At 70.7% G+C, this 14,673-nt stretch carries 16 protein-coding genes; 7 read left to right on the forward strand and 9 right to left on the reverse strand.

The features are described from left to right. Positions 1-5: 5 nt before the first annotated feature. A complete protein-coding gene (locus ACF08N_RS07285; RefSeq protein ID WP_392323595.1) occupies positions 6-449 on the reverse strand; it encodes a hypothetical protein in 444 nt (147 codons plus the stop codon). A 222-nt stretch (positions 450-671) separates the two neighbouring features. On the opposite strand from ACF08N_RS07285, the gene ACF08N_RS07290 reads away from it, so the two are divergent. Both ACF08N_RS07290 and ACF08N_RS07295 read left to right on the forward strand, forming a co-directional pair. Next, positions 672-953: an alpha/beta fold hydrolase gene (locus ACF08N_RS07290; RefSeq protein WP_392323907.1), complete on the forward strand. Its 282-nt coding sequence runs from the start codon at positions 672-674 to the stop codon at positions 951-953. Continuing rightward, complete coding sequence (locus ACF08N_RS07295; RefSeq protein WP_392323927.1) at positions 896-1,174, forward strand: alpha/beta fold hydrolase; 279 nt, start codon at positions 896-898, stop codon at positions 1,172-1,174. Before ACF08N_RS07290 ends, ACF08N_RS07295 begins: the two co-directional genes overlap by 58 nt. On the opposite strand, the gene ACF08N_RS07300 is transcribed toward ACF08N_RS07295, so the two are convergent. Next, positions 1,134-2,063 carry an SMP-30/gluconolactonase/LRE family protein gene (locus tag ACF08N_RS07300; RefSeq protein ID WP_392323596.1) on the reverse strand — a complete coding sequence of 310 codons (930 nt, stop codon included), beginning with the start codon at positions 2,061-2,063 and terminating at the stop codon, positions 1,134-1,136. The two genes, ACF08N_RS07295 and ACF08N_RS07300, sit on opposite strands and share 41 nt — an antisense overlap. A gap of 77 nt (positions 2,064-2,140) precedes the next feature. Between ACF08N_RS07300 and ACF08N_RS07305 the strand changes: the two genes are divergently transcribed. From ACF08N_RS07305 to ACF08N_RS07315, 3 genes are read left to right on the forward strand one after another with little or no spacing between them, the layout of a single operon-like run. Beyond that, entirely contained in the window at positions 2,141-2,596 is a 456-nt protein-coding gene (locus ACF08N_RS07305; RefSeq protein ID WP_392323597.1) for an Lrp/AsnC family transcriptional regulator, read from the forward strand. Between the two features lie 29 nt (positions 2,597-2,625). Next, positions 2,626-2,928: a hypothetical protein gene (locus ACF08N_RS07310; protein WP_392323598.1), complete on the forward strand. Its 303-nt coding sequence runs from the start codon at positions 2,626-2,628 to the stop codon at positions 2,926-2,928. 2 nt (positions 2,929-2,930) lie between these two features. Next, a complete protein-coding gene (locus tag ACF08N_RS07315) occupies positions 2,931-5,138 on the forward strand; it encodes a DUF4132 domain-containing protein (RefSeq protein ID WP_392323599.1) in 2,208 nt (735 codons plus the stop codon). 30 nt (positions 5,139-5,168) lie between these two features. On the opposite strand, the gene ACF08N_RS07320 is transcribed toward ACF08N_RS07315, so the two are convergent. From ACF08N_RS07320 to ACF08N_RS07345, 6 genes are all read right to left on the reverse strand, one after another. Beyond that, a complete protein-coding gene (locus tag ACF08N_RS07320; protein WP_392323908.1) occupies positions 5,169-5,726 on the reverse strand; it encodes a hypothetical protein in 558 nt (185 codons plus the stop codon). A 157-nt stretch (positions 5,727-5,883) separates the two neighbouring features. Then, positions 5,884-6,642 carry a succinate dehydrogenase iron-sulfur subunit gene (locus tag ACF08N_RS07325; RefSeq protein ID WP_392323600.1) on the reverse strand — a complete coding sequence of 253 codons (759 nt, stop codon included), beginning with the start codon at positions 6,640-6,642 and terminating at the stop codon, positions 5,884-5,886. After that, complete coding sequence (gene sdhA / locus ACF08N_RS07330; protein ID WP_392323601.1) at positions 6,642-8,396, reverse strand: succinate dehydrogenase flavoprotein subunit; 1,755 nt, start codon at positions 8,394-8,396, stop codon at positions 6,642-6,644. The genes ACF08N_RS07325 and sdhA overlap by 1 nt, the downstream gene beginning before the upstream one ends. 24 nt (positions 8,397-8,420) lie before the next feature. Further along, positions 8,421-8,897, reverse strand: a complete 477-nt coding sequence (locus ACF08N_RS07335) for a succinate dehydrogenase hydrophobic membrane anchor subunit (protein WP_392323602.1) — start codon at positions 8,895-8,897, stop codon at positions 8,421-8,423. Between the two features lie 8 nt (positions 8,898-8,905). Next, positions 8,906-9,286 (reverse strand): succinate dehydrogenase, cytochrome b556 subunit, encoded by a 381-nt coding sequence (sdhC, locus tag ACF08N_RS07340; RefSeq protein ID WP_392323603.1) that lies wholly within the window; start codon positions 9,284-9,286, stop codon positions 8,906-8,908. Between the two features lie 231 nt (positions 9,287-9,517). After that, positions 9,518-10,096 carry a 2-oxo-4-hydroxy-4-carboxy-5-ureidoimidazoline decarboxylase gene (locus ACF08N_RS07345; protein ID WP_392323909.1) on the reverse strand — a complete coding sequence of 193 codons (579 nt, stop codon included), beginning with the start codon at positions 10,094-10,096 and terminating at the stop codon, positions 9,518-9,520. 215 nt (positions 10,097-10,311) lie between these two features. Between ACF08N_RS07345 and ACF08N_RS07350 the strand changes: the two genes are divergently transcribed. Both ACF08N_RS07350 and ACF08N_RS07355 read left to right on the forward strand, forming a co-directional pair. After that, positions 10,312-11,907 carry a glycoside hydrolase family 20 protein gene (locus ACF08N_RS07350; protein WP_392323604.1) on the forward strand — a complete coding sequence of 532 codons (1,596 nt, stop codon included), beginning with the start codon at positions 10,312-10,314 and terminating at the stop codon, positions 11,905-11,907. A 126-nt stretch (positions 11,908-12,033) separates the two neighbouring features. Then, the gene (locus ACF08N_RS07355) at positions 12,034-12,549 is read left to right on the forward strand and encodes a hypothetical protein (RefSeq protein ID WP_392323605.1); all 516 of its coding nucleotides are present in this window, start codon (positions 12,034-12,036) and stop codon (positions 12,547-12,549) included. A 70-nt stretch (positions 12,550-12,619) separates the two neighbouring features. Here ACF08N_RS07355 and ACF08N_RS07360 read toward each other — a convergent pair whose 3' ends face one another. Beyond that, entirely contained in the window at positions 12,620-14,239 is a 1,620-nt protein-coding gene (locus ACF08N_RS07360; protein ID WP_392323606.1) for an N-acetylmuramoyl-L-alanine amidase, read from the reverse strand. Positions 14,240-14,673: the final 434 nt, after the last annotated feature.

Here is a 14,673-nt window from a genome sequence, read left to right on the forward strand (position 1 = left end):
CGCGGTCACGCCCCGGCGGGACCGGCGGCCGGTCCGCGCCACGGGTCGGCGGAGGACTGCCGCGTCCAGCCCTGCGGCCCGACCGGCGGGGTCTGCTCGCGCTCCATCACACCGCGCCGGCGGATCTTGTTGAGCACGTAGACGTTGCCGAGGTGCATGACGCCGAGGACGAGCAGGACGACGCCGATCTTCACCGACAGTGCTTCGAGGAGGCCGCGGGCGTCGGCGACCTTCTCGGAGGACCTCAGGTAGAGGGCGACGAAGCCCAGGTTGACCAGGTAGAAGCCGACCACCAGCAGGTGGTTGACGGCGTCGGCGAGCTTCTCGTTCCCCTTGAGGACGTCGGCGAGGAAGACCCTGCCGTTCCGGCTGAGGGTGCGGGCCACCCAGACGGTGAGCGCCACGCTGATCAACAGGTAGGCGACGTACGCGACAACAGTGAGGTCCATGCCCCACCCTCCCTTGAACATGTTCAAAAGCTGGTGCGCCTGACTGTAGACCTACTTTTGAACATGTTCAAGCGTGCTGTCGTCGGCCGGTCCGCGGACGGGGAAATGGAGGGGCGTGACGAGGGCGGCGGGGCCTGACCTCGGTGGATGACTCTCCCTCACGACGTGGCCGGCGAGGGACCCCCGGTCGTCCTGCTGCACTCCGGCGTCTGCGACCGGCGGATGTGGGACGCCCGGTTCGGCGTCCTCGTGGCGGCCGGCCACCGGGTCGTGCGCTGCGACTTCCGGGGCTACGGCGACACCCCCGTCGCCGAACACCCCTACACGGACGCCGGGGACGTGCTCGGCCTCATGGACGCGCTGGGCATCGAGAGGAGGGTGCGGGGTACGTCCTCTCGGGCACGACCGCGGCCGAGCCGCCGGACCTGTCGCGGATCGAGGCTCCCGTGCCGGCCGTCTCCGGTGCCCACGACCTGCCCGACTTCCGGCGGATGGCGGCCCTGATGCCGACGCTGATGCCGAACGCCCGCCACATCGAACTGCCCTGGGCCGGCCGTCTGCCCGGCCTGGAGCGACCCGCCGAGGTCGCCGCCCTGCTGACCTTCCTGGCGGGCGAGAGCGCCGACGCGGCCGCCCCGGACGGCTACGGGTCAGGCCCGGGCGGCCCTGGGCCGCCCGGCGCTCCTAGGCGCGGCGGATGCGCGGAGCCCCCGTCACCGACATGATCAGCGAGTACAGCGACGTCGTCGCCGTGATGAACAGGCGGTTGTTCTTCGGGCCGCCGAAGGCGATGTTGGAGACGGCCTCGGGGACGAGCAGGCGGCCGATGAGCGTGCCGTCGGGGTCGTAGCAGTGCACCCCGCCGTACATGGCGGCCACCCACAGCCGGCCGCCGTCGTCGAAGCGGATGTTGTCGAAGCGGGCGTCGCGGCCCGGGGCCTCCGCGAACACCCGGCCCTCGTCGAGGGTGCCGTCCTCGCGCACGCCGAAGACGCGGATGTGGCCCGCCACGGTGTCGGAGACGTACAGCTGCCGCTCGTCGAGGGAGAACACGAGCCCGTTGGGGCCGCCGAAGCCGTCGGCGACCTTGCGCACCTCGCCGCTCGCCGGGTCGATGCGGTAGACGTTGCACCCGTCGATCTCGGGGTCGGCCCGGTGTCCCTCGTAGTCGCTCGTGATGCCGAAGGTCGGGTCGGAGAACCAGATGGAGCCGTCGGAGCGGACGACCGCGTCGTTCGGGCTGTTGAGCCGCTTGCCCTCGAAGCGGTCGGCGAGCACGGTGAGCGTCCCGTCGGGCTCGGTGCGGGTGACCCTGCGATTGCCCTGCTCGCAGGAGACCAGGCGGCCCTCGCGGTCGAGCGTGTTGCCGTTGCTGTGGCCGGCGGGGGAGCGGAAGAGGCCGACCGCGCCGGTCTGTTCGTCCCAGCGCAGCATGCGGTCGTTCGGGATGTCGCTCCAGATCAGCTGCTTCCAGGCCGGGAGGTAGACCGGACCCTCCGCCCAGCGGCAGTCCCCGTACAGCTGCTCCAGCCGCTCGTCGCCGTTGGCGCAGCGTCCGGTGGTGAAGCGGTCGTCCAGGATCTCGTATATCGACGGGCGGTCGGAGCGGGGCATCGTCAAACCTTTCCGGCAGAACGCTGAACCATATTCGGCCTGACATGACTACAGCAGAATGCGGTACGGTCGCAAGCATGGACGACATGGACCGGAAGATCGTCGCGCTGCTCCAGGAGGACGCGACGCAGGCGTACGCCGCGATAGGCAGGGCCGTCGGCCTCTCGGCGGGCGCGGCGCACGAGCGGGTGCGCAAGCTGCGCGAGCGCGGCGTCATCAGGCGCACCACCGTGGACGTCGACCCCGCCGCCCTCGGACGGGACGTCCTGGCGTTCGTGATGGTCGACTCGTCGGCGTGGATGGGGGACTCGGCGGCAGACTTCGCCGCCATACCCGAACTCCAGGAGGCGCACGTCATCGCCGGCAGCGCCGCCGTCCTCGTGAAGGTCCGCACGGCCACCACCGAGCAACTCCAGGACGTGCTGCGGCGGCTGTACGCGATCGAGGGCGTCAGCGGCACGCAGGCGACCGTCGCGCTGGAGACGTTCTTCGAACGGCCGCCGTCGCCGCTGGAACCACCCCGCGTCGGCTGACTGTCAGTGGGGACGCCTACTGTTCGGGCATGGCAGAGGTGACCTTCGTCGACGAGACGACATCGGGGACGCGCCGCGCCGCCCTCGGGCTGGGGATCGCGGAAGAGCGCCTGGAGCTGCGCGAGTTGATCCGCCGCAGGGTGGCCGAGGAGGCGACCGCGGCGGGCCGGGACCCGCAGGAGGCGTACGAGCGGGCCGTCGAGTCCTTCGGGAGGGGCGGCTTCCTGGTCCTGGCCGGAGACCGCCAGATCACCGAGCTGGACGAGCACGTGGACCTCTCCGCCGCCACCGAGGTCACCTTCCTCAGGCTCGTGCCGCTGGTGGGTGGCTGACGATGGGCCAGGGACAGCAGGCGCGCCTGCGCCGCATGGAGGAGCTGGGCAGCGCCTACTCCCAGCACACGTACCACGAGTTGATCACCCTCGTGCGCGAGGAGCAGGCGGCCGGGCGGTCGTTGCCGGGCCCGTTCGTGGCTCTCCTGCGGCGCACGATGCTGGAGACGTATGCGTACTCACCCGAGCTGGCCGCGCTGACCGACCGGATCACCGACCCCGTGCTGAGCCCCGGGGAGGCGTGGGCGGACCAGGCGCTCGCCGATGCCGCGCGGTTCGGTGAGCCGGGTCGCCGGCTCCTGCTGCACCTGAAGAAGGCCACCTCCGCCAAGCCGACCGCGGCATGGGACAGGACCGCCGCGGCCCTGATCGACGAGATCGGCGGCGAAGAGACCCGTCGCGCGGTGCTCGACTGGCTCCGCCTGGCCGGACAGCCGCGCACCCACCCCCTGCACGTGCCCCAGGGATGGCCCGACCACAACGGCCTGATCGACCCGTACAACGCCGACGCGCTGCGCGGAGCCGCCTGGCTCGCCGCCCTGCTGCCGCCCTCCGCGGACGTCGCCCGCGCGCTCGGCGCCCTCGTCGAGACCGCCCTGCGCAAGGTCCGCGGCATCGGCCCCCGCGCCCCCAAGATCGCGGGCGCGGGCGTCACCGCCCTGTCCCGTACCGGCGGCGAAGCGGCGCTCGCCGTGCTCGCCCGGCTGTCCGCCCGCGTCACCTACAAGGGCACCCTCAAGCAGTTGGGCGCCGCGCTCGACGCGCGCGCCGTGGCGCTGGGCCTGAGCCGTGAGGACGTCGAGGAGCTGGCCGTGCCCTCGTACGGACTCACCGAGCCCGGCCGCGGCGAGCGGCTGCTGGGCGACTGCACGGCCGTGCTGGAGGTCCGCGGCACGAAGGCGGTGCTGTCCTGGCGTACGGCCGCCGGCCGGACGGTCACGTCCGTCCCCGCCGCCGTCCGGCGCGACTTCCCCGACGAGGTGAAGGAGCTGCGCGCCGAGGCCAAGGACATCGACAAGACGCTCACGGCCTGCTCGGAGCGGCTCGACCGCCTCTTCCTGGCCCGCCGCGACTGGGACTTCCGGACCTGGCGCGAGCGCTACGTCGACCATCCGCTCGTCGGCACGCTCGCCCGCCGGCTCATCTGGCTGGTCGGCGGCACCGTGCCGATCGCCTTCGACGGCACCGATGTCCGCACCCTGGAAGGGGATCCGGTGTGCGCCTCGAAGACGGCGCGCGTCGAGCTGTGGCACCCGGCCGGCCGGCCCGCGGCCGAGATCGTGGCCTGGCGCGACTGGCTGGAGGCACGGCAGATCACACAGCCGTTCAAGCAGGCGCACCGCGAGGTGTATCCGCTCACGGACGCCGAGCGCACCACCGGGACGTACTCCAACCGCTTCGCCGGCCATGTGCTGAACCAGCACCAGTTCAACGCGCTGGCGGCGGTGCGCGGCTGGACGGCGAAGCTGCGCCTGAGCGTCGACGACTCCTACCCGCCCGCCGTCCGCGAACTGCCCGCGTGGGGCCTGCGCGCGGAGTACTGGATCGAGGGCATCGGCGGCGCGGAGGACGGCGACCTCACCGGCTCGGGCGCGTACACGAGGGTCTCGACCGACCAGGTCCGGTTCCATGCGATCGACGCCCCGCCCAACTGGGCGCACGCAGGCGGCGGCGAGTACCACCAGGGCCGCGACCGGTTCGGCGGCGGCGCCCCGGCCGGCCCCGTGCCGCTCACCGAGGTGCCGGAGCTCGTGCTGTCCGAAGTCCTGCGCGACGTCGACCTGTTCGTCGGCGTGTCCTCCATCGGCAACGACCCCACCTGGCAGGACGGCGGACCCCGCGGCCGCCACCGCGCCTACTGGACGTCGTACGGCTTCGGCGAGCTGTCCGAGACCGCGGCCACGCGCAGGGACCTGCTGACCCGTCTGGTGCCGCGACTCGCGATAGCCGACCGGTGCACGGTCGACGGCCGGTTCCTCCGGGTCCGCGGCGACCGCCACACCTACCGCGTCCATCTCGGCTCGGGCAACGTCCTCATCGACCCGCACGAGCGGTATCTGTGCATCGTCCCCGAGCGGGGCGGCACCGCCGTCGACACCGGCTGCCTCCCCTTCGAGGGAGACCGGATGCTCGGCGTCGTCCTCAGCAAGGCGATGCTGCTGGCGCGGGACACGGAGATCACCGACCCGACGATCCTGAGTCAGCTGTGACGACCCCCGCGCCCCCGCGCCACCGGGGTGTTACATGCTGCTCAGCGAGCGCGCGTAGTTGATCTGCCCCATCACCTGCTGGAACGTCTCCGGGCCCCGCGCCGGAATCATCGTCGAGTGGTGCTTGCCGCCGCTGGTGACCGTGACCTGGATGAAGCCGGTCGTCTGCTTCTCCTTCATCAGCAGGAAGAGCAGGCCCAGCAGGCAGAAGATGAAGAAGACGATGGCGAGCACGATCGCGTGCGTCGGGATCTTCTCCTCCGTGCGGGACATGTCCGTCGCGTTCCACACCGCGCCGCGCAGCGGCATCGACCCGGCGGGGGTCACGATCGAGTCGCCCATCACGGTGATGTCACCGATCGACACCAGCGGCTGGCCGCCCGTCGCGGCGGGCACGCCGCCCGCGACCGGCACCGGCACACCGGCGGGCTGCGTCTGGGCGTAGGCAGGAGTCGGATCCTGGGGATAGCCGTAGCCCGGCGCCGCGTTCGGGTAGCCGTACGCCGGCGTCCCCGATGTCCCCGGCGGCTGCGTCGGCCCCCACTGGTACTCGGGCTCCCCGTCCTTGTACGGATTGGGCTCGGTCATCTCGTCCCCGCTTTCCTGCTGCGTCACGTCAGACGTCCCCCGATCCTGCCAGGTCCGCCCCGGTCGGTGAAGCCCGTACGGCGATACGGGCAAGGGCCTCGACTCCGCTTCCGGGAGTCGAGGCCCTTGACACCACGTCACATGAAGATCGGTGGCGTCAGAAGCGGCGCGTGATCAGCGCGCGCTTCACTTCCTGGATCGCCTTGGTGACCTCGATACCGCGAGGGCAGGCGTCCGTGCAGTTGAACGTGGTGCGGCAACGCCACACGCCGTCCTTGTCGTTGAGGATCTCCAGGCGCTGCTCGCCCGCCTCGTCACGCGAGTCGAAGATGAAGCGGTGCGCGTTGACGATCGCCGCCGGGCCGAAGTACTGGCCGTCGTTCCAGAACACCGGGCACGAGGACGTGCACGCGGCGCACAGGATGCACTTGGTGGTGTCGTCGAAGCGCTCGCGGTCCTCGGCGGACTGCAGACGCTCACGCGTCGGCTCGTTCCCCTTGGTGACGAGGAACGGCATCACGTCGCGGTACGCCTGGAAGAACGGATCCATGTCCACGACCAGGTCCTTGAGGACCGTCAGGCCCTTTATGGCCTCGATCGTGATGGGCTTCTCCGGGTTGATGTCCTTGATCAGCGTCTTGCAGGCGAGCCTGTTCTTGCCGTTGATCCGCATCGCGTCGGAGCCGCAGATGCCGTGCGCGCAGGAGCGGCGGAAGGTCAGCGAGCCGTCCAGTTCCCACTTGATCTTGTGGAGACCGTCGAGCACGCGCTCCTTCGGATCGATCTCGATCGCGAAGTCCTCCCAGACCGCCGCGTCCGAGATCTCGGGGTTGAAGCGGCGGATCCGGAAGGTGACCGTGATGTACGGAGAGGCCGCGGAGTCCTTCTCCACCTTGTCCATTACGGGGGTAGCCATCAGTACTTACGCTCCATCGGCTGGTAGCGGGTCTGGACGACCGGCTTGTAGTCGAGACGGACGGTCTCGGAGCCGTCGTCGCCCACCTCGCGGTACGCCATGGTGTGGCGCATGAAGTTGACGTCGTCGCGGTTCGGGAAGTCCTCGCGGTAGTGACCGCCGCGGGACTCCTTGCGCGCCAGGGCCGAGACGGCCATGACCTCGGCCAGGTCGAGCAGGTTGCCCAGCTCGATGGCCTCCAGCAGGTCCGTGTTGAACCGCTTGCCCTTGTCCTGGATGGACACGTTCAGGTACCGCTCGCGCAGCTCGGCGATCTTCTCGACCGCCGTCTTGATCGTCTGCTCGGTGCGGAACACCATCACGTTGGCGTCCATCGTCTCCTGGAGCTCGCGGCGCAGCACCGAGACCCGCTCCGAGCCCGTGGAGTTGCGCAGACGCTCGACCTGCTCCTGGACGAACGACGCCGGGTTCTCGGGCAGGTCGACGAAGTCGGCCTTCGCGGAGTACTCGGCGGCGGCGATGCCGGCGCGCTTGCCGAAGACGTTGATGTCCAGCAGCGAGTTGGTGCCCAGGCGGTTGGCGCCGTGCACCGAGACGCAGGCGACCTCACCGGCGGCGTACAGGCCGGGGACGACGGTGGTGTTGTCGCTGAGGACCTCACCCGCGACGTTCGTCGGGATGCCGCCCATCGCGTAGTGCGCGGTCGGCTGGATCGGGATCGGGTCCGTGTAGGGCTCGATGCCGAGGTACGTCCGGGCGAACTCGGTGATGTCCGGGAGCTTGGCGTCCAGCTGCTCCGGCGGCAGGTGGGTCAGGTCCAGGTATACGTGGTCGCCCTCGGGGCCGCAGCCGCGGCCCTCGCGGATCTCCGTGTAGATGGAGCGGGAGACGACGTCACGCGAGGCGAGGTCCTTCATGACGGGCGCGTACTTCTCCATGAAGCGCTCGCCGTCCTTGTTGCGGAGGATGCCGCCCTCACCACGGGCGCCCTCCGTCAGCAGGATGCCCATGCGCCAGATGCCCGTCGGGTGGAACTGGAAGAACTCCATGTCCTCCAGCGGCAGACCGCGCCGGTAGCAGGCGGCCTGGCCGTCACCGGTCAGGGTGTGCGCGTTGGAGGTCACCTTGAAGAACTTGCCGGTGCCGCCGGACGCGTAGATCACGGCCTTCGCCTGGAAGACGTGGATCTCGCCGGTGGCCAGCTCGTAGGCGACCACACCGGCGGACTGCTTGACGCCGTCGACCTCGGTGATCAGCTGGTCCAGGACGTAGAACTCGTTGAAGAACTCCACGCCCTCCTTGACGCAGTTCTGGTACAGCGTCTGGAGGATCATGTGGCCGGTGCGGTCCGCGGCGTAGCAGGACCGGCGGACCGGCGCCTCGCCGTGGTTGCGGGAGTGCCCGCCGAAGCGGCGCTGGTCGATCGTCCCGTTCGGGGTCCGGTTGAACGGCAGACCCATCTTCTCCAGGTCGAGGACCGCGTCGATGGCCTCCTTCGCCAGGATCTCGGCGGCGTCCTGGTCGACCAGGTAGTCACCGCCCTTGACCGTGTCGAAGGTGTGCCACTCCCAGTTGTCCTCCTCCACGTTCGCCAGCGCGGCGGCCATGCCGCCCTGCGCGGCGCCCGTGTGGGAGCGGGTCGGGTAGAGCTTCGTCAGCACGGCGGTGCGGCTGCGCTTCGTCGCCTCGATGGCGGCGCGCATGCCGGCGCCACCGGCGCCGACGATGACGGTGTCGTACTTGTGGATCTTCATGAGTGGATTACCTCAGCCCCGTGCCTAGCGGATGTTCGGGTCGAAGGTGAAGATCACCAGCGTGCCCAGAAGGATGGTGAACACCGTGGCGGTGTACAGCAGGCCCTTGAGCCACAGACGCGTGTTCGGGCGCTCCGCGTAGTCGTTGATGACGGTACGGAGGCCGTTGGCGCCGTGCAGCATGGCAAGCCAGAGCATCAGCAGGTCCCAGGTCTGCCAGAACGGGGACGCCCAGCGGCCGGCCACGAAGGCGAAGCCGATCTTGGAGACGCCGCCGTCGAGCACCAGCTGGATCAGCAGGTGGCCGATGACCAGGACGACCAGCACGATGCCCGAGAGGCGCATGAAGAGCCATGCGGCCATCTCGAAGTTGCCGCGGGTCGCCTTCGGCGTCTTCGTGGTGCGCTTGCGGGGCGCCTCGATGTAGGGGGCCGGGTTGTCGACGTCGTACACGCGTGCGCCCTCGACGTCGCCGATCGAGGAGGAAACCTCAGTGGACATGTCTCGCCTCAGCTCCCGAACAGTTCACGAGCGGCGTGGCCGAGCACCGGGTACAGCGCTCCTGCCATCAGCACAATCCAGATGGCCATGACGGTCCAGAACATCTGCTTCTGGTAGCGCGGGCCCTTGGACCAGAAGTCCACGGCGATCACACGCAGGCCGTTGAGCGCGTGAAAGAGAATCGCGGCGACGAGGCCGTATTCGAGCAGCGCGACGATCGGCGTCTTGTAGGTGGCGACGACCTCGTCGTACGCCTCGGGGGAGACGCGGACGAGCGCGGTGTCCAGCACGTGTACGAACAGGAAGAAGAAGATGAGGACGCCGGTGACTCGATGAGCCACCCAGGACCACATTCCTTCCCGGCCGCGGTACAGCGTTCCAGCCGGCACGGAAGAACCCTCCGGGAGCGGGGATTGGGGCCTGCCGGCTTGGGATTGTCGGTCTGGCCCGGCCGGGTACGGTCCACCGGCCCCGGCCATCGTAGCGACGTGTTGTCGGTTCGTTCGCGCGGGGTCCACAGGTGTGATCAAACAGGCAGCCAAAATGCCCGGACGGGCTAGGGCTGGCCCTGGGGCCGGCGCCTTTCGGGCATCGCTCTGACGTCGGCCTCCGACGGCGGGCTACGGACGGCCGGCCACGGCGCGGGCCACGCGGGAGCGCGCGAGGGCGCGCAGTTCGTCCGCCGAAACGGACCGTTCTTCGTCAGGTTCGTGGGAGAGCCGGCTGCGGATACCGGCGAGTAGCTCGTCGAGGTGCTCGTCCGGGCCGTACCTGTCGAGGCAGATGACGAACGCGTGTCCGAATCGGCTCTCGTAGGCGGCGTGCGCGGCCGCGAGCGCGGTGTGCGCCGCCTGGTGTGCGTCGGGGTGCAGGCCCGGGGAGGACTCGCGGGCCAGCGCCTCGTGCACGTCGGCGGCGGTGAGGTCGTATCCGGCCTCGTCGCAGGCGGCCAGGAGTGCGTCGAGGTCGGGGTACGGGCGGTGGGCCGCGACCCGGCGGGCCCAGCGGTGGCTTCCGCAGCAGGTCAGCAGGAGGGCTTCGGCGGCCTCGGCCGGTGCGCCGTTGAAGTGCGCGAGGCCCGTCGGCGTACCGCGCCGCGGCGGTATGGGCGAGGAGGCGAGAGCGCTCCGGGTGTGGCTCCGGGGGCGGTGGAGTGTCGGCGGTCGCTCAGGGGTGCCGGCGGGGGAATCGCTGGACAGCGGGGACTCCTCGAAAGGCCAGCGGGACGGCTGGAAAGGGAGGGAAGGATGAGCCGCAAAGCTATCGATGTGCGTCGAGAGCTGTCCGACGGATGCGCGAATTTCACCCGGACGGGAGAGTTTGGACGCATGCGATGGACGCCTGGGGTGGAGGCTGAAAGAGGCAGACGGGTACTTCGAACGGGTTTGTTTGGTTTCCAGGAGGTTTGCGCATGATGAGGCGTTCGCGAAAGAAGCAGGCCACCGGCGTGATCGCCGTCGCCGTCGCCGTCCTCTCGGCCACGGCGACCGGCTGCTCCGACAACGGACCGGCGGCACCGGACGCCGCCCCCGACCGGGCCGGACCCACGTCCCCGTACACCACCCCGAGCCCCACCCGCAGCTACGCCCTGTCGAAGCCGCCCGCCACGATCCCCTCCATACGCGACCACCAGGCCGCCCGCGGCCCCGGCTGGAGCCGCACCGCACAGAGCGCCGTGGTCGTGACCAAGGGCAGCGAGGAGCTGGCCGACGAGGGCCGCCTGATCGCACAGGAGCTGAAGCTGGGCTTCCGGGGCACGAACGCGGCCCGCTCCGGCGACGTCGAGCTGTCCCTCGCGGACGGCGGCGGCCCCGCCGAGTCGTACAGCCTGACCACGCGCGACGGACGGGTCCGCATCACCGGCCCCGACGAGGCCGGCGTCTTCTACGGGACCCGCACGCTGAAGCAGGCCGTGCGCTCCGGCGGCGCGATGCCCGAAGGCGTCGTACGGGACCGGCCCGACCGCCCCCAGCGCGGACTGAACCTCGACATCGCCCGCAAGCACTTCACCGCCGGATGGATCGAGAACCGGCTGCGCGAGATGGCCGACCTCAAGCTGAACCAGCTCGGCCTGCACTTCTCCGACGACCAGGCCTTCCGCATCCAGTCCGACTCGCACCCGGAGATCGTCTCCGATCCGCACCTGACCAAGGCCGAGGTCCGCCGCATCCTGGCGCTGGCCGCCCGGCTGCACATCACCGTCTTCGGCGAGATCGACTCGCCCGGACACCTGGGCGCAGTGCTGCGCGCCCATCCGCAACTGCAGCTGCGCAACGTGCAGGGCGTGCCCCGGCAGGGGGCGATCGACATCTCGAAGCCCGAGTCGGCGAAGATCGTCGACGATCTGCTGCGCGAGTACACGGCCCTTTTCGGGGGCGCGTGGTTCCACGTCGGCGCCGACGAGTACCAGGCGCTGACCGTCAGCGACCCGGCCGCCTCCTACCCGCAGCTGGCGACGGCCGCCCGGCAGCGGTACGGCCCCGGAGCCGGCGTCCAGGACCTGGCCGAGGGCTGGCTGAACGACCGCGCGGCCGTGGTGCGCGACCAGAAGAAGCGGCCCAAGGCGTGGAACGACGGGTTCTTCACCGGGGGAGTGGTCACCCCCGACAAGAACATCGAGGTCGAGTACTGGACGGGCAGGGAGATCGGGGCCCGTCCGCCGGTCTCGTACCTGGCCGAGGGCCGCAAGCTGGTGAACCTCAACGACGAGTACCTCTACTACGTGCTCGGCGAGCCGAACCAGTTCACGTACCCCACCGGCCGCCGCATCTACGAGGAGTGGACCCCGCTGGTGCTGCGCGGCAATGAGCCGGTACCGCAGAAGTACTCGTCCCAGATCCTCGGCGGCCGCTTCGCCGTCTGGTGCGACCTCGCGAACTCCCAGACGCAGGACCAGGTCGCGGCGGGCATCCGGCGCCCGCTCCAGGCGACGGCCCAGAAGCTGTGGGACCCGCGGAAACCGGCGCGGGACTGGCAGTCCTTCACGGCGCTGGCGCAGAGACTGGGGTGAGTTCCGGGAGCTCCCACCGGCACGCGGACGAATTCGTTGAGTGTTGGACTTCAGCCACAGAGTGACGCAATCGAGCCATCGGGCGCTGTAAGAGAAGTGACTTCGTCCGCGATGGGAGGCGTCCGAATGACGTCCAAGAGCCTGAAGGAACTGATCGCAGCGGCGGATGAGCGCGCTCTCGCCGCCAGCGGGCTCGCCTGCCTGGACCGCTGTCTGCCGATGCTGGTCGACGAGATGGACGTACTTCGCCCGTTGTGGTCCGGTATCGCCGCGGGCGAGGACGGCTGGGCGGAACGGCTCGCCACCGCCAGGGCAGCCCTCGACTCCGTCCGCGCCGACGAGGCGGCGGCCCCTGTACGTCGGATGATCGGCGCGGCGCCCTCCGAATGGGTCACCGGCCCGCTCGCCGAGTGGGCGACGGCGTGCTCGGCCCTGGCGCTGGAGGTCCACCGGGACCTCGACCCGTCCGGCGGGGACGAGGGGCCCCTCGTCGCCGGGGAGCAGCGGCGACAGATCCAGATCCTGGAGATCCTCCTCGCGACCGAGGGCGGTGCCGGACTGCGCCGCGCCATGGACCTGGTCACCGAGGGCCGGCGGGTGCTGCGCGCGGCGCTCTCCCGCAGGGCCCGCGCCCAGTCCTGACCGGCGGCTCCTCCAACGACAGCGGCGGCCGGCGCCCCTCGGGGCACCGGCCGCCGCCGCACGTACCGGCTCAGCGCACGGCGTACGGCGACGCGCCCGCCGCCGTGCGGATCTCCGGCAGGGCGGAGTACAGGGTCCTGCCCGGGCACAGGGTGGCGTAGCCGTCACGGTGTCCGGAGATCGTGTACAGCGTGGCCTGGTCGCCCTTCTTCCAGACCCCGGTGTCGGCCGCCGCGGTCAGTGTCACCTTGGCCTGCGGGTCGACGCCGTGCAGGCCGAGCTTCCACGCGGAGATGTCGGCGACGGCCTTCTTGGCCGCGGCCGTCGGCGTGCCGCCGTTCTCGTAGTCGCCGAGGAGGGAGACGCCGGACGAGTAGCCGTTGAAGCCGTATGTGTGCGCGCCCTGCACGGGCTTGTCCACGCCGCCCGCGCGGCCCTCGAAGACCGTGCCGCACTTGTCGACGAAGAAGTTGTAGCCGACGTCGTTCCAGCCGTTCGTCTTCACGTGATAGGTGAGGATCGCGCGGATGATGGCGGGCGACTCGGCACAGGTGTAGTTGTTCGTCCCGGCCGTGTGGTGGACGAACACCGCGTCGACCTTGTTGAGGTAGGCGGGCGGGTCCTGGACGAGTGACTCGTCCGCGCCCCACTCGGCACGGCTCACGATCGCGGGCGCGCTCGGCGCGGGCGTGCTCTCGGACGGCGCCGGGGCGCTGCTCGGGCCGTCCGTCGGGTCGGTTGCCGGGACGTCCGTCGGGTCGGCGGACGGGGCCGGTTCCGACGGGGAGGCCGTCGGCTCCGCGGGCGTCGGGGACTCGACCGGCGGCTCGGCGGAGGGCTCGCCGGTGGAGGGCGCGGCCGTGGGCTCCTCCGACGGAGCGGGCGCGGCCGACTCGGCAGGGACCTCGCTCGGCGACGGCTCGGCGGGAGCGGTGGGAGCGGGCGGCTCCTCGCTCACGGACGGCGAGGACTCGGCCGGAGCGCTCGGCTCCGCGGGCGCCTCGGAGGGCACGGGGGACGGCGCGTCGGCCGTCGGCTCGCCGCCCGTGCTCTCGGCGGGCGCGGTGGACGCGACCGGTTCGGACGGCTGAGCCGTCGGCTTGCCCGGGCCCTTCGTCCGCTCGGGCTTTGCCGCCGTCTGCCCCTTGCCGCCCTTTACGCCGTCCCCGTCCGTCGTCCCGGGGTCGATCATGTCGAGCCGCAGAGCCTTCGGCACCGCGGTCTCCTCGCCGTCGGCGACGACCCGTGCCTCGACGGCGTCCGACGCCCCCACCCACAGGGGTTCGGAGGCGCCGCGCACACCGGAGGTGTCGCCCTCCGCCGACTCCGGTGCCCGGATGTCGAAGTCGAGGTCACGCCAGTCGGACCAGGTGCCCGCGCCCGCACTGCGGGTACGGATCTGGGCCGTGCCCTCGAAGGTGTCGGCACTGTCCTCCCAGGAGACGCCCACCAGCGAGAACAACTGTGTCTCGGTGCGCGGCAGATCGCGCTTCTTCGGGTCCTTGCCGTCCAGCGCCAGCACATGCGCCTGCGCGGGACGTCCGCCGGCCTCGGCGCCCACGTCCTCGGAGGAACCGGTGACCGCCACGGCCGTCACCCCGCCGCCCCCGAGGACGACGGCTCCCGCCACCAGCCAGACCGTGCGTCGTGCCCTGTTCGTCCGCGCTGCGCGGTCTCTTCTCGGACTCATGCCCCATCCCTCGTACGCAAGTGATCCATGTCCACGCGTGATCGCCCCACCGAGGCGCGGCCGCGGATGTCCGTCGCGCCCGCACCCTGGTGGGCGGCAGGCCCCCTCCCTCGGTTCCGTGCCTGCCGTCTCTGCGTCCCGCCGTCCGGCATTGCCGATCGTTGTGGCCCGGAATTCCGGTGCACGCAATCTCCTGGCAGCCCATGGCCAACCCGAGGTCCGCTGAAGCGAATCGGGCGTGCGCGAGGGCGGGGCGCGTGGAGTCGAGCCGCGGTTATACACCACCGGGGAACGTACGCGCGAGCGACGGGAAGAAAGGGACGAAGTGACGGCGAATCAGCGATCCATTCCGCCCTTATGTCCCTGTGGTTGACGGGGCGTCAGGCACCTGGTCCATAATCCGCTGCCGCGCTCGCGAGGTGGTCCGATCCCTG

Source organism: Streptomyces sp. NPDC015127 (assembly GCF_043080095.1).
Lineage (GTDB): Bacteria > Actinomycetota > Actinomycetes > Streptomycetales > Streptomycetaceae > Streptomyces.